The following is a 24,208-nucleotide window of genomic DNA, read 5'->3' on the forward strand; positions in this document are numbered from 1 at the left end:
ACAATTGTATGCAACCTCAATTTAAAACACTGCAAATTATTACGCTGGCACTGCCCATTGGCATTAGCTTGTTTTTAGCTGTATCGTTTTTAATCAATCAGCTCGAATTGGTTATGCTTCCTAACAATGAGCAAAATTCGGTACTGAATTATATAGGTTTGGGTTTAGCGGCCGTGTCATTCCTAATAAGTAACATCCTGTTTCAAAAACAATTATCTAAAATAGATACCAGCGCTCCGATAATTAAAAAATTCGGGCTGTATACGTCTGCTTACATTGTACGTTTTGCATTGCTTGAAGGTGCCGGTTTATTTAACGTGGTGGTGTTTTTGTTAACAGGAGTTTTACTCAATGCATTAATTGCGGCGGCAATTATTTTGTTTATGCTGGCATCACGTCCGCAACGCCAAAAAACAATTGACCACCTTAAAGTGTATTATCCTGATACGCTTGAGTAAGCGTATAAAAGAAAACGTCTATGTAATCCTCTATGTTATCAGAAAAGCTAAAGACCGAAACATTAACCAATCACCAGCAACTCGAAAAAATGTTGGTAACCCGCATGAAATCAATCCGGTCGGTACAAGATTACATTGACTTGCTACAACTATTTTACAGCTATTTTGGAGCCCTCGAAACACGCATAAATACGTTTATAAGCGCAGAACAATTGCCCGACTATACCCATCGTCGTAAATCGGCAGCTTTATCAAAAGATATTAGTGATTTAGGCGGAACACCGGTTGAAACAGTATCGGGAGACTCACTTCCGGAAATAGAAAACGCTTTACAGGCCTTTGGCGCATTGTATGTAATTGAAGGTTCTACCCTGGGCGGAAAAATTATCGCTAAAATGATGGCGCAGCAATTAGGTATCACCAATGGTACAGGCTTATCTTTTTTTAATGGTTATGGCGATGATTCTGCACAAATGTGGGATAAGTTCAAACAAAAGCTTGATTTAATTGCTCAGGACAGTAACAGTGAAAATATTGTTATTGAAGCTGCAAATCAAACCTTTACCAAATTTAAACTCCAGGCCGGGCATTCAACAGTTTAGCTACGCCGAAATTCAGGCCGATTTTTAAAGGATAATTTTTTTATAAATAATTAAAAGTAAAATAATTGTAAGTTTGTAATACTACATCAATTCTATGGGTAACGGTACTTCGAAAAAGATTGTCATTTTTGATGACGATGAGGACATCTTGTCTATTTGTGCATATATATTAGAAGAGCAGGGATGGGAGGTTCATACCCATACCGATTGCAATAATATTACCGAAAAGGTGGCGGCTGTAATACCTGATGTTATCCTGATGGATAACTGGATACCCGAGGCCGGAGGCATTGTTGCTACGCAAACGCTAAAGAGCAATGAAGAGCTTAAAAACATACCTGTGGTATATTTTTCGGCTAATAGCGATATTCAGGTTTTGGCCAGCCATGCCGGTGCCGAAACTTATCTGGCTAAACCCTTTGATTTGGAAGAGCTGGAAAAAACCATTAATAACGTTTTGCAAAAAGCTTGATCTGCTTTCTGTATGAATAAAACAAAAGAAGCCCGCTTTTAACAAGCGGGCTTCTTTTGTTTTATAGTGTTACATACTATTAGTAAATAGTTGGGCCACCCATACCACCACCTGGGCCGCCTCCGCCTGGGCCGCCGCTACCCGGACCACCAAAGCCACCTCTGCGGCCTCCACGGTCATCACCACCCTGCATTGGCGAACGGCCTGCAAACTTTTGCAACCTGTAAGTAAACGTCATTAAGAAATAACGGCCTAAACGATTGGTTTGTGATTGCGTACGAACGTTATTGGCGTTGGTAATTGAGAAACCGGTGTTTTGGTTAAATACATCAAATCCTTGCACGCGTATCGTGGCTGCATTTTGCTTCAGGAAGCGGCGTTCGAGGTATACATTAAGGATGTTTGGATTTGGCACAGCAAAATTATAACCATAGTTTACAGTACGGGTAAAATCATAGCTAAAAGTCCAGTCCTTCATTATGTAATTTTTGCCGTTCAGAGTTAAATCAAGCGTGCGAATGTTGCTGTTGCCACTAACGATCGGATTGTTCAATGAATTTGTGGTCTTGTTTATAGTGTAACGCACACCACTCTCCAGATCTATCTTATCTAAAATGTTAATCCTGAAACGTGGGTTAGGCGCAAAAGCTAAGTTTTTTGATATGTTCTTAAGGAATGGAGTAGCTACGTTATTCTCGTTAACGCTGTTGGTGAACGATAAGTTGTTGGTATAAGTAACATTACCGCTCAATATCAGGGTAAACTTACGCTCGGCCCAAGGCTTTGCCCAAGTTACATTGGCCTGGCCCTGGTAGTAACCATCAACATTCATGTAATTGGAAAATACCGTGTTATTAAATGATTTTAAACCAGGGTTTGCAGCTAAAGTAGCATCGCTAAACTTAACTGGGTAAACGGTAGAGGTAGTTACAATTTTATTGTTGGTTTGTGTAAAGCTCAGGTTCGAGAAAAATATATTACCTGTTTCGAAGCTGAACTTGTTATAACGCAAATTAAAGTTATTGGTAAACTCAGGATTTAGCCCCGGGTTACCCTGTACCGGATACAACGCATTTGAGAAGTTGATTACCGGTACCAACTGGCTGTAACTTGGCTGGTTATTTGAACCATTATAGTTGAAGTTTAACGATTGGCTACGTGAGAAATTATAGCTGAAACGGGCAGTAGGCACAAAGTTAAAAGTGCTTTTATTGGTAACAGGCCTTACGTTGGTTTGCGATAAAGCATCAAACGAGGTACCCGAGCCTTCGAGTTTGCTTGGTAATACGCCCGCACCTAACGTTAGGTTATACTTAGGCTTTATAAAACGATAATTTAAACCTATACGATGAGTGGTAAATGTATAATCATAATCATTTGTACCTAAGCGGTAATTATTAATTTGATTAACTGTTACAACAGTATCTGTACGGTTATCATTACGGTTGGTGGTATGATTGTAAGCATAGTTAAGCTCCAGATATGAAACCTTGCTCAATGGCTCGATGTACGATAGGTTAATGCCCGATGAAATAGAACGGTAATAAGTATTTACTAATTGATTTACCGGAACACTCAAACGATTGGTAGTAACCGCGTCATAACTGTAAACCGGGTTATCAAAACTAAAATTGCGGGTTGAGTTAAAACTACCGTTTATACTCAGGTTACGGCCAAAACCGTTAAAACGGTGATTGTATAACAATGTTGCACCATAGTTTGGCGCGGCCGAGGTGCTGTTGGTTACTGTTGTGTAAGCAAGGTTTGGGCTACCGTTACGGGTCGAATTTAAAACCTCATCGGCAACAGTACCGGTATTTGAGTACGAAAAAGTAGGGTTAAGTTTAAAATAGTTAACAGTGTCTGGACGGTATTCCATGTTCCAGGTAAAACGGTGATTGGTGCTGTTATCGGTTTGCGTACTATTCTGATCGCTGGTTGTTGGCACAACACCAGTATTTTCCTGGTAACTGCGGCTTTGAGTAAATACACCTTTATCTTCAAAGCTGTAACTACCATAAACCGACATTTTACCCCATTGGTCGCGGAAGTTGGTACCAATGGTTTTAGTAGTATTTATACCATTTTGGTTGCTGGTTTGGCCACCGCCTCCACGGCCGGCATTTCCACGACCGCCACCGCCGCCGCCAAAACCACCGCCGCCGCCACGGTTGCCGCCACCGCCGCCGCCTTGTCCGCCGGTTGCGCTGCCAAATGAGAAGGTGTTAACGTTAGTATTGTTAAGATTGCCTAATACTGCAATTTGCTGATCGTTATTAAATTTAAACACATTTAGCAAGCCTACATAACGGTTATCATTACTTACACCCGGGTTTTTAGGTAAAGCATCTGAGCCCTCCCCTGCTGTAGCCTGACCAAAGTAGCCGTGGTTTTTATCTTTACGGATGGTGATGTTCAATATCTTATTAGGTTCGCCGGTTTTAATGCCGGTAACGTTGGCCTGGTCGCCATAATCGTCAACAATCTGGTAGCTGTCTACCAAATCGGCAGGTAGGTTTTTAGTTGCAGTTTGTACATCGCCGCCAAAAAAGTCTTTACCGTTTATGCGCACTTTAGTTACTTGTTTGCCTTGGGCGCTCACATTACCCTGTGCATCTACATCAACACCGGGTATGCGTTTAAGCTGGTCTTCAACCGGCGAGTTTGCACGTACTTTATAGGCGCTGGCCTTGTACTCTACTGTATCTTCTTTTAAAGTTACCGGATTTGTACCTACTACAGTAACTACACCCAGCAACCGCGATTCGGGCTTTAAAGTGATGGTACCCAAATCTGAAGCCTGATTTCCGCTTTCTAAAGAATAATGTTTTATAAGTCCTTCGTAACCTATTGAGGTTAATGTTAAAGTGATTTTGCTTCCTTTTATATTATTGAAAGAAAACTTGCCATCGCCACCAACTATTGTTGTTGCACTGTCGCGCGTGTCGGTCACTACCTTAACAGTGGTACCGGGAAGCGTTTGCTTGGTCGAATCAATCACCATACCGTGCACCTCGCGGCCGGTTTGTGCTTGTGTGTACGTTGCCGCGGCTAATAAAAAGGCCAGAATGGCAAATAAGTGTTTCATAAAAATTGCTTCAGACTTATAAGTATTTAATAATTGTAACTCTATTACAGAATGCGACTACAAAAGTTCAATTTCTTTGTGTTAAATATTTAATAATCATAGTATTGTTACATGATTGTGCTATAAACGTTACAGTATGGTGCATTAATAATATGGCTTTGACTTGTTTTTTGAAGGATTATCAAATCTTGATTAATCTATAATTAACCACAAATGCCCAAGTCTTAAAGGTTATGTAAAGATGGCACAAGACCAAAAGCAAGCCTGATTTACAACGGCTTACTTTTTGAAATTAAAATAATTGTATACTATAATGCAATGATTGTATACAAATTTATATTGTAATGAATTTCAACAACATCAAATCGATACAAATTGACTATCAACAGTATACACTTTAAACTGGCATGAATTGTGTGGGATTTGCGGGCTATTTATAAGGATATAATTACAACCGGCCGCGAGGGTTGGTTAATTAAAAATTAAAGACACATTTAAACAGAATGTGCCTTATTAAATTAACCTCAGTAAAAAAAATTCCCTATGAGCTCAATGCGCGCTAACCTGCACTCTAAAGTGCACAACTGGATGAAAAGGATGGGTTTCAGGCTAAACTCATCAAACACCAACCAAAGAAGTAAGACCACAACCCGTCATTACTTTTTTGAAACGTTTAACTTTTTGGAGAAAACATCTGAAAAGGAGCCTCAAAAATCAAGGTTTATATGCTTTGATACGTATGGAGAAAGGTTGAAAGTAAGATCGCTGCTCGATTTGCAAACTGCCTTTTACGAAAACATCAGCCAACTGAAGTAGGCTCACGGTTAAATTGCGTGTTTGTTTGGTACAAAGGCAAACACGCACAGCCCGTTCATTAAATTCTTCTTTTTAGCGTAAGCACCACCGTTTCCAACTTTTTACTGCGGTTTATCTCTACCAAAATGCTACGCTCGTTTTTTGATTTAAAAAGGTTATCGATATCCACTATTTTCATTTTGTCTACCGGTTTAAAATTAATAGCCAGTATTTCGTCGTTGGCCATAATACCGGCTTCATCAGCCGCCGATCCAGGTTCTACCCGGCTTATAATTACCCTTCTGAAATCCTCACCGGTAGCAAAATACTCCATCCCGCTCATGTCATGTTCAAATGGCTCCTTAAATTTATAGTTGGGTTTTAAAAACATTTGCCCTTTTTCATAATCCATCACAATAAAAAACTTTTTAAGTATGCCCAGCCCCAAATTGCCATCGCGCGGCACAAGGTAATTTACCGGGTTGTTATTATCAGGAAATGAAGCTATTACATTATTGAATTTGTATTTGCCTAAACTAAATTCATCAATACGGCTTATGTAACCGTTAACAGGCCCGGTTAAACCAATGCCCAGGTTGGCTACAATGCTTTTGTGGAAATAATTTTTGTACTGTTCGAGGTTTTCGAGCGACAGCGGGTGGCCGGCACCTAAATCAACTATAAATTTGCTTTCGGCAGGGCAACCGTCGGGAAGTATAATATTGGTTTTAATATATGGTTTCCGCTCTTCTATACTTAACGGAATAACCATTCCTTTTTTACCTCTGAATGGCTTAAAGGTACCCGAACTGGCAGCTATGATAGTACTATCTGAAAAGTTTATTTTAACGGCCAGCTGTGAAAAAAATTCATATCCCAATATACCATGTATACGCATTCCTGCATAGTTAGATAAGCCAAAATGATCTTGTTTAAATATTGCTGCCGATACAAGCCTGCTTCTGATGTCGCCCGGGAGCCTTACATCAAGTTCGGATGTAGCGTATGCCTCAAAGCTTTCGGTTGTACCTACTGCCCCATATAGCTTAATAGTGCGTTTGTTAAATATGCTTATGGAATCTATCAGGTTAGGATCGGTAATGATCATCAGCCCCACGCCCGAATCGATAATGAAATTATAAGGGCCTTTGGTGTTGATGTAAACCGGCACAACCATCATATCCCGCACCAGTTGGAAACGGAACTTTACCTGTTTTTTATGGCTGCTTATATAAAAACTCTGTGCTTTGGTAAAAAAAGGAGAACACAGCACGACAAGGCATAACAACAGGTACCACTTAATATTTTTTAAAGGGTACACGGCTTTACAATTGGTTATCAGGATGTATGTATAAAAACCAATTTAAAGTTACGTATATTTCAAATTAATGTAACAAGAATAATACGTTTTTTATTATTGAAATGCTTAACGCAAAAAGCAGCTTTAACCTCCTTTTTTATCATTTTCAGCTTGAAGTTCGGCTTTTAATTCGGGGTTTTGAGGCGGGAGTTCTTTTACATGGCGTTCAACCTCGGTTTGTTCAACATGTACCGCATATTCGGCGGGTTCAATATGGCTGCAGTTAACCTCGGCGTAAACCCGGGTAAACTCTGCCCCAATGTATAATATGGCAGCGGTATAATATATCCACACCAAAATAACAATAACCGATCCTGCGGCACCATAAGCAGATCCCTGTGCCGAGTACTTAATGTAAAGGCTAATAATGAACTGGCCTAACATAAATAGTATTGCGGTAAAAAATGCTCCCGAGCGTACATCCTTAAACTTAATTTTAACATCGGGTAAAAACTTAAATATGATGCCAAATAAGGTTGATATTACGATGAATGATATGCCCAGGTTAACCAACTCGATAATACGCTCGGTAATAGCCGGCATAAAGCGTGTTAGTTGCGAGCCAACTGCGCTAACAATTACGTTTACTATTAATGATGCCAATAATAAAAACCCAAGACTAATAATTAGCGAGAAGGACAAAAAGCGGTTTTGCAGCATTTTGAGCCATCCTTTTTTAGGCTTGGCCTTAACCCGCCATATCATATTAATAGAGTCTTGTATCTCGAGGAAAATACTGCTGGCACCCAATAATAACGTGATGATACCCGAAGCCAATGCAACACCTGTTTTACCCGAAAACTGCAGATTTTTAATAATATCCTGAATTTGCTTTGCAGCATCGGCACCAACGTACCGGCTCATTTCGGCATACAGCTTGGTACTGGCCTGCGAAGTGTCGGGCCAAAACAAACCGGCCAGCGCCAAAATAAGAACCAATAATGGGGCTATAGAAAATATGGTATAGTACGCTAAAGATGCACTCAGTTTTAAGCCATTATCATTAGAAAAGGATGAAAAGGTAGCCATCAGCACTTTCCATAAACTCTTTAAATAATCTTTGCTAAATACTTTCATAGTTTTATGATGTACTGTAAATAATGCATTCTTAAAGTAATTGTTTGTTTAAATACTATATTAGCTATATAAGCCTTTAAATATGAACCGTAAACTATTGCTTGCATTACTAACTTTTGCCCTGCTATTTACCACCTCTGCCTTTGCACAGCAAACTACCATCTGGCTGGTTAGGCATGCCGAAAAGCAAACCAGCGAAGCCATGATGAGCTCTGATCCGGAATTATCAGAAACCGGGAAGCTGCGGGCAATTGATTTAGCAAACGTTTTAAAACGGTACCCCATCAATGCTATTTACAGCACCAATTATAAGCGCACCCTTGCCACAGCAGCGCCACTTGCAGCCGAAGTTAAAGTCTCTCCGGTAATTTATGATGCGAAAGATTTAGCAGGTATTGCCAGCAAAACCTTGCAATACAATAAAGGAAAGCAAGTGCTTATTGTAGGCCACTCCAATACACTCATCCCGGTTATTAAAGCCCTAAAAGCCGAATTGCCGTTTAATGAGCTAACCGATGATGATTACGATATGCTTTTTAAAGTGGTGGTTGATGATAATGGCAATGCCAAATTAACCATTGCGCATTACGGAAAGCCGCATCATACTACCGAAGTCCCGCCCGCTTTTAAAGGAACTTTTTAACGGTTAGATACGATAAGCAAATCCAGATCCTTGCATGGAATGTTATAGCGCTCGCCCAGATACTTGTTGGTTAACTGGCCCTGATAAATATACACGGCATTGCGCACACCGGTTTTTTGCCATATTACGTTGTTAATACCACCATTTTCGCCAATATCCAGCAGGATTGGGGTGAATATATTAGTTAGGGCATAGGTAGCGGTACGAGCCACGCGTGATGCGATGTTAGGCACACAATAATGTATCACATCATATTTCCGGAAAACCGGATGGGTGTGGTTGGTAACTTCCGAAGTTTCAAAACAGCCACCCTGATCAATGCTTACGTCGATGATAACCGAGTTGGGTTTCATGCGGCTTACGGTGCTTTCGGTAATAATGCAGGGACTACGGCCGTCTTCGGTACGCAGGGCTCCAATCACCACATCGCAAGTGGTAACGGCCTTTTCTAATACAATGGGCTGTATTACCGAAGTAAATACCCGGCTGCCAATGTTATTTTGCAACCTGCGCAATTTGTAAATCGATGGATCGAACACCTTTACCTCCGCACCTAATGATATGGCTGTACGGGCGGCATATTCGCCTACGGTGCCTGCGCCTAAAATTACAATTTCGGTAGGCGGAACGCCTGTAATGCCGCCAAGCATTAATCCTTTACCCCCAAAAACATTGCTTAAGTACTCGGCTGCTATTGAGATGGAGGTTGCGCCAACAATTTCGCTCATGGCGCGTACCACAGCAAGTACATTGCCTTCGTCGCGCAGGTGCTCAAATGAAAGTGCAGTTATTTTTTTAGCCAGCATGGCCTGCAGGCATTCGGCCTTTAAGGTTGATATTTGCAGGGTTGATATTAATATCTGACCGGGTTTCATCAGCTCAATTTCGGCCATGGTGGGTGGCGCTACTTTGATAATGATATCAGCTTCGTATATCTTTTTATGATCGTATACAATCTGGGCCCCCTGCTCGCTGTAGTGGTTATCTAAAAAATTGGCGGCTTTACCTGCATTGCTTTCCAACAGCACATCGTGCCCATTGTTTACCAGTAAGGCTACTGAAAGGGGAGTTAAAGCAATGCGGTTTTCCTGAAAGGAGGTTTCCTTTGGGATGCCTATGTATAATTTATTTTTCCGGCTGCGTACTTCCAGCATCGATTCCTGCGGCTGCATCATGGCTTGTTTGGCCACGTCTGAAAATCCGCTATATAACCCTGAACTCATAGATCAATTTATTTGCAGAGCCTTTTATTGGCGATGTTGAAGATACGCAAATAATGTAAAATTTAAGTTAAATACTTTCGAAGCTGAAATGGCGGCTCTTGTCTTCGCGGGCCTCAATGCTTACCTTAATGTAATGGAGCGGTAGCAGGTCGGGTATTTTTTCGGGCCACTCAATAAGGCAGTAATTGTCCGAATAAAAATACTCCTCGTAGCCCATGTCCAATGCCTCTTCCTGGTTTTTGAGGCGATAGAAATCGAAATGATAAACGTTATTACTGCTGCCAATGTATTCGTTTACAATGGAGAATGTTGGGCTGGTAACAGGTTCCTCTACACCCAATTGCGCACACAACTCTTTAATAAAAGTGGTTTTGCCAGCCCCCATGTTGCCATAAAACAGGAGTATTTTTTGGCTGCCGGCAAAGTTTATCAAAGATTGGGCAGCGGCAGACAGTTCGGTAATTGAAGAAATGATTATGTTAGATACTGGGGGCATACAAAATAAAATCCAGTTCAGTTATTCTACGGAATCCTTTATCAGATGTAATAAAGGACATGTTTTCTGTAAGCGCAGATGCTGCAATAATACTATCAGGCAATTTAAGTTTATAATTCCTCCGTATAGCGATTGTTTGATGCTTAAACACATTGTTCATATTTACCACATTTATAGAGGAAATAAAATCATCCAAAATTGGTTTGGCCGAAGCATTGTTGCTGTGGTAAGCACAGTTCAATCTCGGTAATAAAGGAAATGTAAATTTGATTGCCATTCAGCAGATCAGCAACAACATGGTCATCATTTAATAGGTAGATACAAATATTAGTATCTACAAACAACTTATTCCCATTCATTTCGTAGCTGCTGCTGAATTTTTTGAGGATTTTCTGTTACTTTCAAAGCACCACAAAATTTATACGCATCAAACTTTTTTTCAGGTTGGTATTCGGCAATTGCTTTTTTTGCCTTGCCGATATCTTTTTCGCTTTTTACAACTACTACCATACCCAAATATACAAAATTTACTTCACGCCATAAGTTACCACCGGTATAATCATTTCTTCTAACGAGATGCCTCCATGCTGAAACGTTTCGTTATAAAAATTAACAAAATGGTTGTAATTGTTAGGGTAAACAAAGTAGCTGTCTCCCTTGGCAAAGGCAAAGCTGCTGCTCACGTGCAATTTAGGCAGCATGGCATCGTGCGGGTTACGTATGTGAAATACTTCCTTGGCGTTAAAATTAAGGTTTTTGCCTTGCTTGTAACGCAGGTTGGTATTGGTGTTTTTATCGCCGATGATCTTACTCGGGTTTTTAACCTTTATAGTACCATGGTCGGTCGTGATAATTACTTTTACTTGTTTAGTTGATAGAAACTTCAACAAATCCAACAATGGCGAATGCTCGAACCATGAGAGCGTTAATGAGCGATAAGCGGCATCATCGCTGGCCAGTTCGCGTATCATTTGCATGTCGGTGCGGGCGTGCGACAGCATATCAACAAAGTTGTACACCACCACGTTCAGCTCGTTATTCATCAGGTTGTTAACCGAATCATTAAGCGCGCGCCCTTCATCTATATTCAAAATTTTATGGTACGAGTACTTGCAATCCTTACGTAACACGCGCTTAATCTGGTCGCCAATAAATGCGTCTTCGTGCAGGTTCTTGCCGCCCTCATCTTCATCGTTTTGCCACATACCCGGGAAACGTTTTTCCATATCAAGTGGCATTAAACCTGCAAATATGGCGTTACGGGCATATTGGGTAGCAGTAGGCAGTATACTATAATAGGTATCTTCTTCCTCCAGCCTGAAATACTCGGATATGATAGGGTTAATAATTTTGAATTGATCAAAGCGTAAATTATCAATCAGTATAAAAAACACAGGCGTGCTGTCGAGTTTTGGAAAAACCTTCTTTTTAAACAACTGGTGAGATAAGGTTGGCGCATTGTCCTGGTCTTTTATCCAACCGAGGTAGTTTTTCTCAATAAACTTGCAAAACTGTACGTTGGCTTCGGCTTTTTGCATGGTAAGTATCTCATGCATCCCGGCATCGCTTAGCTGCTCCAGTTCCAGTTCCCAGTATATCAGCTTTTTGTACACATCAACCCATTCCTGGTAATTCAGGTTGTCGTTAAGCGTCATACCCAGCGTACGGAAATCCATTTGGTAGGCCATGGTGGTTTTTTCGGTTACCAGGCGCTTATTTTCGGTAAGCTTTTTAATGGTAAGCAGTATTTGCTTAGGGTTTACCGGCTTAATCAGGTAGTCATCTATTTTCGATCCAATGGCATCCTCCATCATAGGCTCTTCCTCGTTCTTGGTAATGAGCACAATAGGCACATCGGCATTTATAGCCTTAATTCGGGTTAAAGTTTCCAAACCGGTTAGGCCCGGCATGTTTTCATCCAAAAAAACAAGGTCGTAATAGTCGTTTCTAAACTCTTCAAGGGCATCGGCTCCGTTAGTACAGGTTTTTACTTTGTAACCTTTCTCGTTTAAAAATAATATATGGGGTTTCAGCAAATCAATTTCGTCGTCGGCCCAAAGTATGGTAGTTTCCTGCATGGTAATTTTAAGTAGTAAATGTTCAGAATATAACTTTTAAGGAGTGCTTTTGTTGTTCAAACAATAAAATCTTAACAAAAAATAACAAATTATTTGTTCATAGATGGTGGTAATTTAACACTTTTGCAAAACTATACAGCATTGGCTTGAATAAGAAAAAAATAATTAACGACCCGGTTTACGGGTTCATTAATATACAAAGTGATCTGGTGTTCGATTTAATGGAGCACCCGTACTTTCAGCGATTACGCTATATTAAGCAATTGGGCATGACCCACCTGGTGTATCCGGGCGCACTACATACCCGTTTTCACCACGCGCTGGGGGCCATGCACCTTATGCAATTGGCTATTAAAACCCTTTGCGATAAGGGGCACGACATCAATCATCAGGAGCAGGAAGCCGTAATTATAGCCATTTTATTGCACGATATTGGCCACGGCCCATTCTCGCATGCTCTCGAAAAGCACATTGTTAAAGGCATTCATCACGAAACCATTTCAACCCTGCTCATGAGCAAGCTTAACAAGCGCTTTAACGGCAAGCTGGGCATGGCAATTGATATATTTAATAATGAGTATCCGAAACGCTTTCTGCATCAACTGGTTTCGAGCCAGTTAGATATGGATAGGTTGGATTATCTCAATCGCGACAGCTTTTACACCGGCGTATCTGAAGGGATCATCAGTTCGGAGCGTATTATTAAAATGCTAAACGTGGTTGATGATGCCATTGTGGTAGAAGAAAAAGGAATTTACTCGATAGAAAAGTTTTTAGTGGCACGCCGTTTAATGTACTGGCAAGTGTATTTGCACAAAACTGTAACCTCTGGCGAGCAAATGCTGGGTAAAATTTTGCAGCGTGCACGCGAGTTAACTATGCAGGGGCATCAGCTTTTTTCAACCCCGGCATTAAACCATTTCCTGCAAAATACGATCACAAAAGAGCAATTTATAAACGAAGACCATCATATTGAAACATTTACCTGTTTGGATGATGCCGACGTGATGGCTGCCGTAAAAGTATGGACACGTTATAATGATAAGGTATTGGCCATACTTTGCGAAAGTTTTATACAACGCAAACTTTACCATGTTGATATAACTAACATGCCACCTGATGTAACACAGATAGAACGCCTGCGTCAAAAGGCGATGGAAAAATATGGTATGTGTTACGATGATGCCTGTTATTTCGTATTTACTGATGTGATAAGTAATAACGCTTATAAGGTAGAAGATACTAACATAAAAATATTGATGAAAGGCGGGGGAATAAAAGATATTACTACTGCCAGTGATAACGCAAATTTAGAAGCTTTGGCTAAAACAGTAGAAAAATATATATTTTGCTATACCAAAGACCTTATTTAAACAGTTAACACTGTGTTTATAATTTGATGCTTAATTTTTAACATTTAACTTTGCCCCGATGCAATTTACCGCACAGGAAATAAGCTTGATGCTGAACGGAACTATTGAAGGGAACCCTGGCGTAACCATCAGTAAGCTGGCTAAGATTGAAGAAGCTTCGGCAGGTGCTTTGTCATTTTTGGCAAACCCTAAGTATGAGCAATATCTTTATCATACCCAGGCCTCTATTGTAATTGTAAATAATAGCCTGGTATTAACCGAACCGGTTAATGCTACTTTGATAAGAGTTGACAATGCCTACGGCTCATTTTCGGTTTTACTCGAAAAATATAATACCTTAAAGCTCAACAAAAAAGGGATTGAACAGCCCAGTTTTATACACTCAACCGCACAAGTTGGCAACAACGCTTACATAGGCGCTTTTGCATATATTGCAGTTGATGTAAAAATGGGTGATAATTGTAAAATATATCCTAATACATATGTTGGCGATAATGTAACTTTGGGCGATAATGTAACCCTGTTTTCGGGAGTTAAAATATATGCCGATTGTGTAATAGGCAACAATGTAATTATACACTCGGGCGCAGTTATTGGCAGCGATGGCTTTGGTTTTGCACCTACGGCCAATGGCACTTATAATAAGGTGAGCCAAATTGGCAATGTTGTTATTGAAGACGACGTAGAAATAGGTGCCAACACCGCTATTGATTGTGCTACCATGGGGTCAACCGTTATACGCAAAGGTGTAAAGTTGGATAACCTCATACAAATAGCGCACAATGTTGAAGTGGGTAACAACACGGTTATTGCTGCGCAAAGCGGCATATCGGGCAGCACCAAAATTGGCGAAAACGTTATCATGGGCGGGCAGGCAGGTGTTGTTGGTCATATCAGTATAGCTAAAGGCTCGCAAATACAGGCTCAAACCGGTATTAACAGGAGTATAGAAGAAGAGGGTAAAAAATGGGGAGGGATGCTTGTGCAGCCATACCAGGGTTTTTTACGTTCGCAACTTTTAGTGCAACAATTGCCCGAGTTAAAAAAACGTATAGAAGAATTAGAAAAAACTATTGCTGAGCTGCGCAATAAACAGGAAGTAACATCCTGAGCAGCTGAACAAGTATATGAACGTAAAGCAAAGAACAATTAAAGCTGCTGTTGCCGTATCGGGCACGGGGCTGCATACCGGCGAAAGTGTAACTTTAACCTTTAACCCGGCACCAGAAAACCACGGCTTTAAATTTCGCAGGGTTGATTTACCCGGAAGCCCCATTATTGATGCCGATGTTGACAACGTAACCGATACATCACGAGGCACCACCATCACGCAAAATGGAGCCAGCGTAAGCACCGTTGAACACGTATTGGCAGCTTTGGTAGGTTTAGAACTGGATAACGTTCTTATTGATTTGGATGGCCCTGAAACTCCGATCATGGATGGCAGTTCGATGCCATTTGTGAGCGCGATAGCCGAGGCCGGTTATACTGAGCAGGATGCCGATCGTGAATATTACCATATTCCGTATAACATTCATTACTCTGAAACCGACCGCAAGGTTGAAATGGTAGCCATGCCATTGGATGATGACTACCGCTTTACCTGCATGGTTGATTACAACTCGCCGGTATTAGGTACACAGCATGCAACCATCTCGTCAATATCTGAATTTAAGAAAGAAGTGGCCAGCAGCCGCACCTTCTGCTTTTTACATGAGCTGGAAATGTTGCTGAAACATAACCTTATTAAAGGCGGCGATATTAACAATGCCATTGTGGTGGTTGATAAACATGTTGACGAAGCAGAATTAGCCCACTTAGCTACCCTTTTCAACCGTAAAGATATAGACGTTGCCCCGCAAGGCATCCTGAATAATATTGAGTTGCGTCACCAAAACGAGCCTGCCCGTCATAAGCTGTTAGACATGATTGGCGATCTGGCTTTAGTAGGTGTGCCGTTGCGTGGCCATATTATGGCTGCCCGCCCTGGTCACGCGGCTAACGTAGCTTTTGCTAAAAAGATAAAAGCCCTCATTAAAAAAGAGCGCAGCCGTAAGCATATTAAGGTTTACAACCCTAACATGAAGCCGGTATACGATACCGTGCAGATCATGAATATTTTGCCGCACAGGCCACCTATGCTACTGGTCGACAAAATATTAGAGCTTACCAAAACCCACGTAGTAGGTTTAAAGGGCGTTACCATGAATGAACCTTATTTTGAGGGACATTTTCCGGGTGCGCCGGTAATGCCGGGTGTATTGCAAATTGAAGCCATGGCACAAACCGGTGGCATACTGGTGCTGAATACCGTACCCGATCCTGAAAACTGGTTAACTTTGTTTTTAAAAATAGAGAACGCCCGTTTTAAAGATAAGGTGCTACCGGGCGATACGCTCATTTTTAGATGCGACCTGGTTGCGCCAATTCGCCGTGGTATAGCCCAAATGAAGGGCATAGGCATGGTAGGCGAAAAAGTTGTTGTAGAAGCCGAACTAATGGCACAAATTGTTAAATATAAGTAAAGCATGATCCAGCCATTAGCATATATACATCCGCAGGCAAAAATTGCCGACAATGTGGTGATCGAGCCATTCGTTACCATCCACAAGGATGTTGAAATTGGCGAAGGAACCTGGATAGGCTCTAACGTGAGCATTATGGATGGTGCCCGTATTGGCAAAAACTGCCGTATTTTTCCGGGCGCTGTTATATCGGCCATTCCGCAAGATCTTAAATTCAAAGGCGAAAACACCCAGGTTGTTATTGGCGATAATACCACCATACGCGAGTGTGTTACTATTAACCGTGGTACTAAAGACCACTGGCGCACCGAGGTTGGCAGTAACTGCCTTATTATGGCTTACTGCCACGTAGCGCACGATTGTGTAATTGGCGATAACTGCATTTTCTCTAACAATACTACTATAGCCGGCCATGTAACGGTTGGTAACTATGTAGTGCTGGCAGGTATGGTAGCCATACACCAGTTTTGTAACATTGGCTCGCACGCTTTTGTAACAGGTGGTTCGTTGGTACGTAAAGACGTACCTCCTTATGTAAAAGCAGCTCGCGAGCCGCTTTCATATGCTGGTATTAACTCGGTAGGTATGCGCCGCCGTGGTTTTAGCGAAGAAAAAATTAACGAGATACAAGACATATATCGTACCCTTTTTGTACGCAATAGCAATGTTACCAAGGCCATGGAGATTATCGAAGCCGATTTTCGCCCTACGGCCGAGCGCGACGAGATACTCAATTTCATCCAAAGTTCGCAGCGCGGCATTATGAAGGGGTTCGGGAATTCGTAATTAGTTCATGGTTCATAGATGATGGTTCATGGCAAAGCAGCTTGTAAAAACCATGAACTATGAACCATCATCGATAGACTATGAACTATTAGCCATGGACCATGAACTACTCACTATATCCCTTACCAAAACCGGTCGCCGCTTTAACCGCGACTGGATTTTTAAGGGGGTAGACTATACCTTTTCTTCAGGCAATAGCTATGCGGTTTTAGGGCCCAATGGATCGGGCAAATCAACCCTGCTGCAAATTCTCAACGGTAGTTTATCAACTTCTGCAGGCACCGTAACATTTACCTTTAATGGTGCCGATCTGCATGTAGAGGATGTGTTTAAACACATTAGCATGGCTGCCCCCTATCTTGAGCTTATTGAAGATTTTACGCTTACCGAGGTTATCGATTTTCACTTTAAGTTCAAACCTTACATTGCGGGTATGAACCGCGCAGGTTTAATTGAGCTGCTGGGTATGCAGCAAAGCAAGCATAAACTGGTACGCTACTTTTCATCGGGCATGAAACAGCGGCTAAAACTGGCCCTGGCTTTTTGCTCCGATACCGCTATGCTGATGCTTGATGAGCCAACTTCCAACCTCGATTTGCAGGGTATTGACTGGTACCAGCAGTTAGTTAAACAATTTTCGGGCAACCGGCTCATTATTGTAGGCTCTAATCAGGAACAGGAATACGGCTTTTGTACCCACCAATTACACATTACCGATTATAAGCAGCAAGGCAAATAATTAACTGCTTGATAGTTTGCCCCTAAACGGCTAATTTTGCACCACGAAAATTTATTATGTCTAAAGCATCAGAAGTAAAAAACGGAAATATTCTTCGCTTCAACGGAGATTTAGTGCAGGTGGAAGAATTTATTCACCGCACTCCGGGTAACCTGCGTGCCTTTTACCAGGCCCGTATGCGTAATGTTAAATCGGGTAAACTGGTTGAGTACCGTTTCCGTACCGACGAAGAGGTAACCATTGCCCGTGTTGAAACCAGTGACTATCAGTACCTGTACGAAGACGGCAACGACTTGGTTGTGATGGATAATGCCACTTTCGAGCAATTCAACATTCCTAAGTTTTTATTTGGCAATGCTGTTAAATTCCTGAAGGAAGGCGTTAACGTAATTATTGCTTTTGAAAGCGACGAACCTATCATGGCACAGGCACCAGCTTCGGTTGAGTTGTTAATTACCTATTCCGAGCCAGCCGTTAAAGGCGATACCTCAACCAACGCGCTTAAAGCCGCCACAGTTGAAACCGGCGCCGAGATACGTGTACCACTATTTATTAACGAAGGTGACAAAGTTAAGGTTGATACCGCTACCGGCGCTTACATGGAGCGTGTAAAAGGATAATTAATACCTATATAGAAATATACAAAAGGCTTCCGTTAGGAGGCCTTTTTTGTTTGATAATGGCGAGCACAACTACTTACTTTGTATTGCATGACCAAGGCCCAACTCCGCAAAATATTCATCCAAAAACGCAACGAGCTGTCGCAAGCAGAGTACGACGGTTTTAATCATGCCCTTTTGCAGCAGTTTCAACAACTCGCCCTGTCGGGAATTAGCTGTATACACCTATTTCTGCCCATACATCAACGTAGGGAACCCGACACCTTTTTAATACGCAATTGGCTGGCGGCTCATCATCCGCATATAGTCCGGGTATTTCCTAAAGCAAATTTTGGTGATAGTACCATGATTAATTATGCCGATGATGACGAGCTTGAATTAGCCGTTAACGCTTTTGGCATACCAGAACCTGTTAGTGGTAATTTGTTAGAAATTGCCCAAATTGACCTTGTTTTGGTACCCTTGCTCGCATTCGATACAAAAGGTTATCGTGTGGGCTACGGCAAAGGTTTTTACGATCGCTTTATGGCGCAATGTCGCGCCGATGCCCGGTTTATTGGCCTGTCGTTTTTTGATGCAGTAGAAAAAATTAGCGACCTTAACGAATTTGACCGCCCGGTACAGCAATGCATCACCCCTAACGGTATTGTTAAATTTTAGTGTATTGCCATGCCAGTCTCGCCCGCGGCTATAGGTTCTTTTATAGCGCGTTTGCCTAATACGTAAGCCACACCAGCTAACACGCCCGACGCGGCCATAATTGCGGCTAACGGAACGGCGGTAAGTGCATGAAAGAAACCTATACCCATAGAAGCCAGTGCACCAAAGCCCAGCTGTAAAGCTCCCATTAAAGCAGAGGCTGTACCTGCATTATGCTCAAATGGCGCCAATGACAGTGCCGAAGCATTGGGACTAATAAAGCCGATACATGACAGGATGATAAACAACATAACCAATACGCCTGTTTAAACCCATCCAACCATTCATGGCTACCAGTACAAACACCAGCCCCGCCAGTACCTGCACCGTTAAGGCAACCGGAATAATTTGCCGGCTGGTAAACCCGCGTTTAAGCAGCCAGCTGTTTACCTGGCTCGAGCCAATAAAGCCTACCGATAAGCCTGCAAATATCCAACCGTAACCTTTTTCGCTTACATGGTACATTTCCATAAATACCAATGGCGACCCGGCCACATAAGCAAACAAGCCTGCAAATGATAGGGCTCCGGTAAATACATAGGTGAAAAATTGCGGGTTTTTAAGTACTTCCCAAAAACTGGCCAGCATAGGCCCTGGCTTAAGCGACAGGTTGCGGTTTGGAATATACTTATCGGGCAGGGCAAATATTACAGCCAGCAGTATTACAACCGCAATACCCGCCAGTATTAAAAATATGGCATGCCACCCCAATGATGCCGTTACATAACCGCCAACCGTAGGCGCTATCATGGGCGATGCGCCTACAACCAGCATAAGCAGGGCAAATACTTTAGCATTTTCTTCAATTGGAAACAGATCGCGCACCATGGCTACGGCAGCTACTGCGGCGGCACAACTGCCAATGGCCTGTATAAAACGCAGGCCTATCAATCCATCTACCGTGTTCACCATCATACAACCAAACGAGGCCAGCAGGTAAACCGCCAAACCTATGTACAACGGTTTTTTACGGCCATATTTATCAAGCAGCGGTCCGTACAGTAATTGCCCGGCCGATATGCCCACAAAATAGCTTGATAACGAAAGTGCCACGCGCTCAATAGTAGTATCAAGGTCTTTGGCTATTGCCGGAAAGCTGGGCAGATACATATCGATAGAGAACGGCCCCAATGCCGTTAAAGAACCCAGTATAAGGATGAGGAAAAAATGTTTTTGCTTGGCCGACATGTGTGTTGAGTGCGAAATTAAGGCTGCAAAGATAAGCCTCCGCTTGTTGTCCTCATGCTAAGTTTAACTAAAATGACAGCCGCCCGACGGTAGCATATAATCCGCACGCTCCCAACAGAACAATATTTACACATTTGCTGTTAACATGCTTAAACACTTAAAACACTCACATTATGCAATGGATGGGCAGACGCGAAAGCGGTAACGCCGAAGAAGGCAGCAGCAGCGGCGGTGGCCGTATGGCTTTAGGCGGCGGCGTATTAGGAATAATAGGCGTAATTATATATTTGTTTACCGGCGTAAACCCCTCGCAACTGTTACAGGGTGGCGATGGACAAAGCCAAGGTACCCAGCAAAACACTAAATTAACCGAATCAAAGAGCAAGGAGCAAAGCTTTGCCCGCGTGGTACTGGCCGATACCGAAGATACTTGGCACCAGTTGTTTAAGCAAATGGGGGGAACCTATCAGGAGCCTACTATTCACTTTTTTGAAGGACAGGTAGAAACCAGCGGTTGCGGTTTTGCAGGTGAAGCAAGCGGGCCGTTTTATTGCCCGGCAGACAGTAAAGTTTATATCGACCTCACGTTTTTTAACGAACTGGAACAACGTTTTGGTGCAGCCGGAGATTTTGCCCGCGCTTACGTAATTGCCCATGAGGTAGGCCATCATGTGCAAAAGCTCTTAGGCGTGTCGGACAAAATGCAGCAGGCGCGCGAGCAGCTCAGCGAAGAAGAGTACAACAAACTATCGGTAAAACTCGAACTGCAGGCTGATTTTTATGCAGGCGTGTGGGCACATTACCAGCAAAAGCGCGGCTTTTTAGAAACTGGTGATATTGACGAAGCCCTCAACGCCGCCAATGCCATAGGCGACGACCGCCTCACCCAAGGCCGCGTATCCCCCGACTCGTTTACCCACGGCACCAGCGCCCAGCGCATGCATTGGTTTAAAAAGGGTTACGAAACTGGCGATGTGAAGCAGGGTGATACTTTTGGGAGTGGGGAGTTGTAGGTGAAATACCCCGCTTTCATTTATACTTTGCTTACCTTAGCCGTCTATTAATTTAACTAATGAACTTCAAACCCTACGTATATTTCCTCCTCGCATTAACTATCATTTCTTCCTGTAAAACGCAAAAAAAGCCGGTTACGGTGGTAAATAATAGCCCTAAGGTTTATAAAACACAAATTGATAGCCTGCTGGATATTGTGAAGATTAAAGATACCGTTAGGCTGGCTGATAGTGTGGGGATGGCTGTACCTTCGGAATTTGTGGCTACGGTAAATTTTAATTTGCGCAAGCCTAATTATGTCATTATCCATCACACCGCCCAGGATTCGATGCAGCAAACGTTGAATACATTTACGTTAACCCGCACGCAGGTAAGTGCCCATTACGTAGTAAGCAGAGATGGCAAGGTTTACCACATGCTTAACGATTACCTGCGGTCGTGGCACGCCGGGGTAAGCAAGTGGGGTAGCGTTACCGATATGAACAGCTCCTCCATTGGTATCGAACTGGATAATAACGGTTTGCAACCTTTTCAGGAAGCACAAATAAAAAGCCTGGTGCTGTTGCTGGCCAAAATTAAAAAGGCATACAACATTCCTACGGCAAACTTTATTGGTCATGGCGATATTGCCCCCGGCCGGAAAACCGATCCCAGCGCATATTTTCCGTGGAAAACGCTCGCTAAAAATGGTTTTGGGTACTGGAGCGATGAGGTTTTAGAACTTGCTCCTCCAACTTTCGATTACGTGGCCGCCCTGCGCATCATCGGGTACGATACCTCAAACCTGCCGGCAGCCATTAAGGCATTTAAGCTGCATTTTGTACAAACCGATGTAACGCCGCAGCTTACACAGTTGGATTTGAATGTGCTGTATAATGTGGCGAAGAAGTATTGATACCTCACCCCGGCCCTCTCCAAAGGATAGGGGGATAAAATAAGCGGCCTGAACATTTGTTAAGGGCCGTTTATTTTAAATAATCACGTCATTGCGAGACAGAAATGGGCAACGCCAGGGTGTCGAAGCAATCTCTGCGTAGGCGTGTCGGTCATGCAAAGTTCAGAGATTGCTTCGACGGCTCTGCTCTGCCCACCACAGTCTCGCAATGACGAGTTTTTATAAAAGCAAAAGCTGGTTTGAAAACTCAAACCAGCTTTTCTTTTAATTAATCCATTCTGGTTTACTTCGCTATTTCAAATACCGCACGTACCTGATAATTCAGTTTTATCTTTTTAAAATCAACATCCGATTCCTGGGGAGTGGCATCGGCAGCCATAGCCGATTTAAACATCATATTGCTGTAAACCGGGCGTCCCATAGGCTCGTTATCAATTTCCTGAATCTCGATGGCACCGCCTAATTTTTCGCCAATGCTGGTTAATAAGTAACCGGCTTTTTCGCGGGCAGCTTGCAGGGCTTTAATTTTGAGTTCCTTGCGTAGTTCGGCTTGTTTGGAGTACTCGTAGCTTTCCACACCGGTTGATTGTATGCCTTTATCGTCAACTTTACTCAGGATGATATTGATGGCGTTCAGGTCGCGCACTTTAATGCGGTACTGTTTGCTGGCCATAAAATCGGGGTCTTTTTTCTTTTTATCGATGATGTAGTTGTACGACGATATATTGTTGATCATAAAGTCTTCTTTAGCCACACCGGCCTCGGTAACGGCTTTTTGCAACTGGCGCTCCAGGGTGCTAATATCTACCTTGTTTTTGCCGTTCATGTATTCTTTAAGGGATATGGCAACATAGATAATATCGGGCGTAACCTCCTGCTCGGCACTGCCGGTAACCTCAATTTTGCGGCGCTGATCGGGGGTTTGTGCAAAGCCGGTAATGGTAACAGTTAAAAGAGCGGCTAATAGAAATAATTTTTTCATAGTAAACATTTGTTATAGTGTTGTATGTGTAGACGAGGCCGTGTACCAAAGTGCAACAATCTCCGTCATTTAAACCTATGGACAATGAAGCGGGGAAATAGTTTAAATATTGTTTGAACCGGAATTTTAAGAATTAGTAAAATTTACAGAAGTTTAAAAATCGGTTTTCATCTGCACACCCGCACATCCACGCATCTGCACATTAAACAAGCTTATCAATTCTCACCCAGCGCATACCCGCAGCTTCGGCGGCTTGGGTGCCGGGGTTGCCGTCTTCAAATACCAGGCAGCGTTCGGGGGCTACGCCCAATAGTTCGGCGGCTTTCAAAAACGGGTCGGCAAAGGGTTTGCCGTTAGGTGTTTCGCCCGCACAAACCAGTACCTCAACCAGGTGATCGATGCCTAAAATTTGCAGAGTTCTTTCAACCACTATACGGCTGCTGCCACTTACAACGGCAATGTGCACCTGTCCGGCGTGATTTTTCAGGTGGTTTACCACATAGTCTATTGGCTGAGTTTTTTCAATATATTCATCTATAAACAGCTTGTATTTGGCTGTCTTAAATTCCTCGGGTATAAAAGTGCTTTGATAGCGTTCGTTAATTTTTTCAACCACATTTATGATAGGTAGCCCGGCAAACTCATCGATTATAGCACCATCAATAAGCACGCCTTGTGCAGCAGCTACTTTTATATAGGTTTCGGTATGGGCGGGCATATTATCGGCCAGAGTGCCGTCGCAGTCGTACAAAAAGGCATCAAAATTATCTTGGCTTATTTTTACCAGGGCATCGTATTTGGCTTGTGTTGTTGTATTCATAGTTGAGGTAAAGGTAAACCTCTCCCCGGCCCTCTCCAAAGGAGAGGGAGTAAAAAAAATGCCCCACCCCGGCCCACACCGGAGGGTGGAGCTACGAAACAGTATAGTAAAAGTCCTCCCTCCCGGGGAGGATTTAGGTGGGGCCACTAAGAGGAGGGCCGGGGTGGGGCGATTGGAGCCAAATATTTATCCCCATTTCCTTTTAAATGCTGCAAATTCTTTATACGTTTGAAATTTTTGTTGATGTAGCTTCCTCAAATTTTTGAACGAACGAT

General features: G+C 42.6%; 26 protein-coding genes. 14 read left to right on the forward strand and 12 right to left on the reverse strand.

The features are described from left to right. Positions 1-8 precede the first annotated feature (8 nt). From QE417_RS12600 to QE417_RS12610, 3 genes are all read left to right on the forward strand, one after another. On the forward strand, positions 9-458 hold the full coding sequence (locus QE417_RS12600; RefSeq protein WP_311950440.1) for a hypothetical protein: 450 nt from the start codon (positions 9-11) through the stop codon (positions 456-458). A gap of 32 nt (positions 459-490) precedes the next feature. After that, the gene (locus QE417_RS12605) at positions 491-1,060 is read left to right on the forward strand and encodes a biliverdin-producing heme oxygenase (protein ID WP_311950443.1); all 570 of its coding nucleotides are present in this window, start codon (positions 491-493) and stop codon (positions 1,058-1,060) included. Positions 1,061-1,154: 94 nt separating this feature from the next. Further along, on the forward strand, positions 1,155-1,532 hold the full coding sequence (locus tag QE417_RS12610) for a response regulator (protein WP_311950445.1): 378 nt from the start codon (positions 1,155-1,157) through the stop codon (positions 1,530-1,532). Between the two features lie 79 nt (positions 1,533-1,611). On the opposite strand, the gene QE417_RS12615 is transcribed toward QE417_RS12610, so the two are convergent. After that, positions 1,612-4,620: an outer membrane beta-barrel protein gene (locus QE417_RS12615; protein ID WP_311950447.1), complete on the reverse strand. Its 3,009-nt coding sequence runs from the start codon at positions 4,618-4,620 to the stop codon at positions 1,612-1,614. A 543-nt stretch (positions 4,621-5,163) separates the two neighbouring features. Between QE417_RS12615 and QE417_RS12620 the strand changes: the two genes are divergently transcribed. Next, a complete protein-coding gene (locus QE417_RS12620) occupies positions 5,164-5,436 on the forward strand; it encodes a hypothetical protein (protein ID WP_311950449.1) in 273 nt (90 codons plus the stop codon). A 58-nt stretch (positions 5,437-5,494) separates the two neighbouring features. On the opposite strand, the gene QE417_RS12625 is transcribed toward QE417_RS12620, so the two are convergent. After that, positions 5,495-6,736, reverse strand: a complete 1,242-nt coding sequence (locus QE417_RS12625) for a PDZ domain-containing protein (RefSeq protein ID WP_311950452.1) — start codon at positions 6,734-6,736, stop codon at positions 5,495-5,497. Positions 6,737-6,859: 123 nt separating this feature from the next. After that, positions 6,860-7,852 (reverse strand): YihY/virulence factor BrkB family protein, encoded by a 993-nt coding sequence (locus tag QE417_RS12630; RefSeq protein WP_311950454.1) that lies wholly within the window; start codon positions 7,850-7,852, stop codon positions 6,860-6,862. A gap of 82 nt (positions 7,853-7,934) precedes the next feature. On the opposite strand from QE417_RS12630, the gene QE417_RS12635 reads away from it, so the two are divergent. Beyond that, on the forward strand, positions 7,935-8,495 hold the full coding sequence (locus QE417_RS12635) for a phosphoglycerate mutase family protein (protein ID WP_311950456.1): 561 nt from the start codon (positions 7,935-7,937) through the stop codon (positions 8,493-8,495). Here the strand turns inward: QE417_RS12635 and QE417_RS12640 are convergent. The 5 genes from QE417_RS12640 to porX all read right to left on the reverse strand — a co-directional run bounded on the left by QE417_RS12640 (position 8,492) and on the right by porX (position 12,292). Then, positions 8,492-9,718, reverse strand: a complete 1,227-nt coding sequence (locus QE417_RS12640) for an alanine dehydrogenase (protein WP_311950458.1) — start codon at positions 9,716-9,718, stop codon at positions 8,492-8,494. The genes QE417_RS12635 and QE417_RS12640 overlap by 4 nt on opposite strands. A 67-nt stretch (positions 9,719-9,785) precedes the next feature. Further along, entirely contained in the window at positions 9,786-10,214 is a 429-nt protein-coding gene (gene tsaE / locus QE417_RS12645; RefSeq protein ID WP_311950460.1) for a tRNA (adenosine(37)-N6)-threonylcarbamoyltransferase complex ATPase subunit type 1 TsaE, read from the reverse strand. Continuing rightward, complete coding sequence (locus QE417_RS12650; RefSeq protein WP_311950463.1) at positions 10,198-10,491, reverse strand: PIN domain-containing protein; 294 nt, start codon at positions 10,489-10,491, stop codon at positions 10,198-10,200. The genes tsaE and QE417_RS12650 overlap by 17 nt, the downstream gene beginning before the upstream one ends. A gap of 68 nt (positions 10,492-10,559) precedes the next feature. Continuing rightward, a complete protein-coding gene (locus QE417_RS12655; RefSeq protein WP_311950465.1) occupies positions 10,560-10,724 on the reverse strand; it encodes a hypothetical protein in 165 nt (54 codons plus the stop codon). A 17-nt stretch (positions 10,725-10,741) separates the two neighbouring features. Beyond that, positions 10,742-12,292 (reverse strand): T9SS response regulator signal transducer PorX, encoded by a 1,551-nt coding sequence (porX, locus tag QE417_RS12660; protein ID WP_311950466.1) that lies wholly within the window; start codon positions 12,290-12,292, stop codon positions 10,742-10,744. A 146-nt stretch (positions 12,293-12,438) separates the two neighbouring features. On the opposite strand from porX, the gene QE417_RS12665 reads away from it, so the two are divergent. The 7 genes from QE417_RS12665 (at position 12,439) to QE417_RS12695 (ending at position 18,995) form a co-directional block, all read left to right on the forward strand. Beyond that, on the forward strand, positions 12,439-13,665 hold the full coding sequence (locus tag QE417_RS12665) for an HD domain-containing protein (protein WP_311950469.1): 1,227 nt from the start codon (positions 12,439-12,441) through the stop codon (positions 13,663-13,665). 58 nt (positions 13,666-13,723) lie between these two features. Further along, on the forward strand, positions 13,724-14,776 hold the full coding sequence (lpxD, locus tag QE417_RS12670; protein WP_311950470.1) for a UDP-3-O-(3-hydroxymyristoyl)glucosamine N-acyltransferase: 1,053 nt from the start codon (positions 13,724-13,726) through the stop codon (positions 14,774-14,776). Between the two features lie 16 nt (positions 14,777-14,792). Next, entirely contained in the window at positions 14,793-16,190 is a 1,398-nt protein-coding gene (locus QE417_RS12675) for a bifunctional UDP-3-O-[3-hydroxymyristoyl] N-acetylglucosamine deacetylase/3-hydroxyacyl-ACP dehydratase (RefSeq protein ID WP_311950472.1), read from the forward strand. Between the two features lie 3 nt (positions 16,191-16,193). Beyond that, positions 16,194-16,976 carry an acyl-ACP--UDP-N-acetylglucosamine O-acyltransferase gene (gene lpxA, locus QE417_RS12680; RefSeq protein ID WP_311950474.1) on the forward strand — a complete coding sequence of 261 codons (783 nt, stop codon included), beginning with the start codon at positions 16,194-16,196 and terminating at the stop codon, positions 16,974-16,976. 28 nt (positions 16,977-17,004) lie between these two features. Further along, on the forward strand, positions 17,005-17,715 hold the full coding sequence (locus QE417_RS12685) for an ABC transporter ATP-binding protein (protein ID WP_311950476.1): 711 nt from the start codon (positions 17,005-17,007) through the stop codon (positions 17,713-17,715). A 56-nt stretch (positions 17,716-17,771) separates the two neighbouring features. Further along, the gene (gene efp / locus QE417_RS12690; protein WP_311950478.1) at positions 17,772-18,335 is read left to right on the forward strand and encodes an elongation factor P; all 564 of its coding nucleotides are present in this window, start codon (positions 17,772-17,774) and stop codon (positions 18,333-18,335) included. Positions 18,336-18,425: 90 nt separating this feature from the next. Continuing rightward, on the forward strand, positions 18,426-18,995 hold the full coding sequence (locus QE417_RS12695; RefSeq protein ID WP_311950481.1) for a 5-formyltetrahydrofolate cyclo-ligase: 570 nt from the start codon (positions 18,426-18,428) through the stop codon (positions 18,993-18,995). Here QE417_RS12695 and QE417_RS12700 read toward each other — a convergent pair. Both QE417_RS12700 and QE417_RS12705 read right to left on the reverse strand, forming a co-directional pair. Further along, positions 18,992-19,285 carry a hypothetical protein gene (locus QE417_RS12700; RefSeq protein ID WP_311950482.1) on the reverse strand — a complete coding sequence of 98 codons (294 nt, stop codon included), beginning with the start codon at positions 19,283-19,285 and terminating at the stop codon, positions 18,992-18,994. The genes QE417_RS12695 and QE417_RS12700 overlap by 4 nt on opposite strands. After that, complete coding sequence (locus tag QE417_RS12705; protein ID WP_311950484.1) at positions 19,248-20,222, reverse strand: multidrug effflux MFS transporter; 975 nt, start codon at positions 20,220-20,222, stop codon at positions 19,248-19,250. The genes QE417_RS12700 and QE417_RS12705 overlap by 38 nt, the downstream gene beginning before the upstream one ends. Positions 20,223-20,395: 173 nt before the next feature. Here QE417_RS12705 and ypfJ point away from each other — a divergent pair, with 173 nt between their 5' ends. Both ypfJ and QE417_RS12715 read left to right on the forward strand, forming a co-directional pair. Continuing rightward, positions 20,396-21,235, forward strand: a complete 840-nt coding sequence (ypfJ, locus tag QE417_RS12710; protein WP_311950485.1) for a KPN_02809 family neutral zinc metallopeptidase — start codon at positions 20,396-20,398, stop codon at positions 21,233-21,235. Positions 21,236-21,294: 59 nt separating this feature from the next. Continuing rightward, positions 21,295-22,131, forward strand: coding sequence for an N-acetylmuramoyl-L-alanine amidase (locus QE417_RS12715; protein ID WP_311950487.1), 837 nt, complete (start codon positions 21,295-21,297; stop codon positions 22,129-22,131). Between the two features lie 283 nt (positions 22,132-22,414). Here QE417_RS12715 and QE417_RS12720 read toward each other — a convergent pair whose 3' ends face one another. Both QE417_RS12720 and QE417_RS12725 read right to left on the reverse strand, forming a co-directional pair. After that, the gene (locus tag QE417_RS12720; RefSeq protein WP_311950489.1) at positions 22,415-23,113 is read right to left on the reverse strand and encodes an SIMPL domain-containing protein; all 699 of its coding nucleotides are present in this window, start codon (positions 23,111-23,113) and stop codon (positions 22,415-22,417) included. Positions 23,114-23,315: 202 nt separating this feature from the next. Next, the gene (locus QE417_RS12725) at positions 23,316-23,933 is read right to left on the reverse strand and encodes an HAD family hydrolase (protein ID WP_311950491.1); all 618 of its coding nucleotides are present in this window, start codon (positions 23,931-23,933) and stop codon (positions 23,316-23,318) included. Positions 23,934-24,208 lie beyond the last annotated feature (275 nt).

Origin of the sequence: Mucilaginibacter terrae (assembly GCF_031951985.1) — a bacterium.
GTDB classification, from domain to species: Bacteria; Bacteroidota; Bacteroidia; order Sphingobacteriales; family Sphingobacteriaceae; genus Mucilaginibacter; species Mucilaginibacter terrae_A.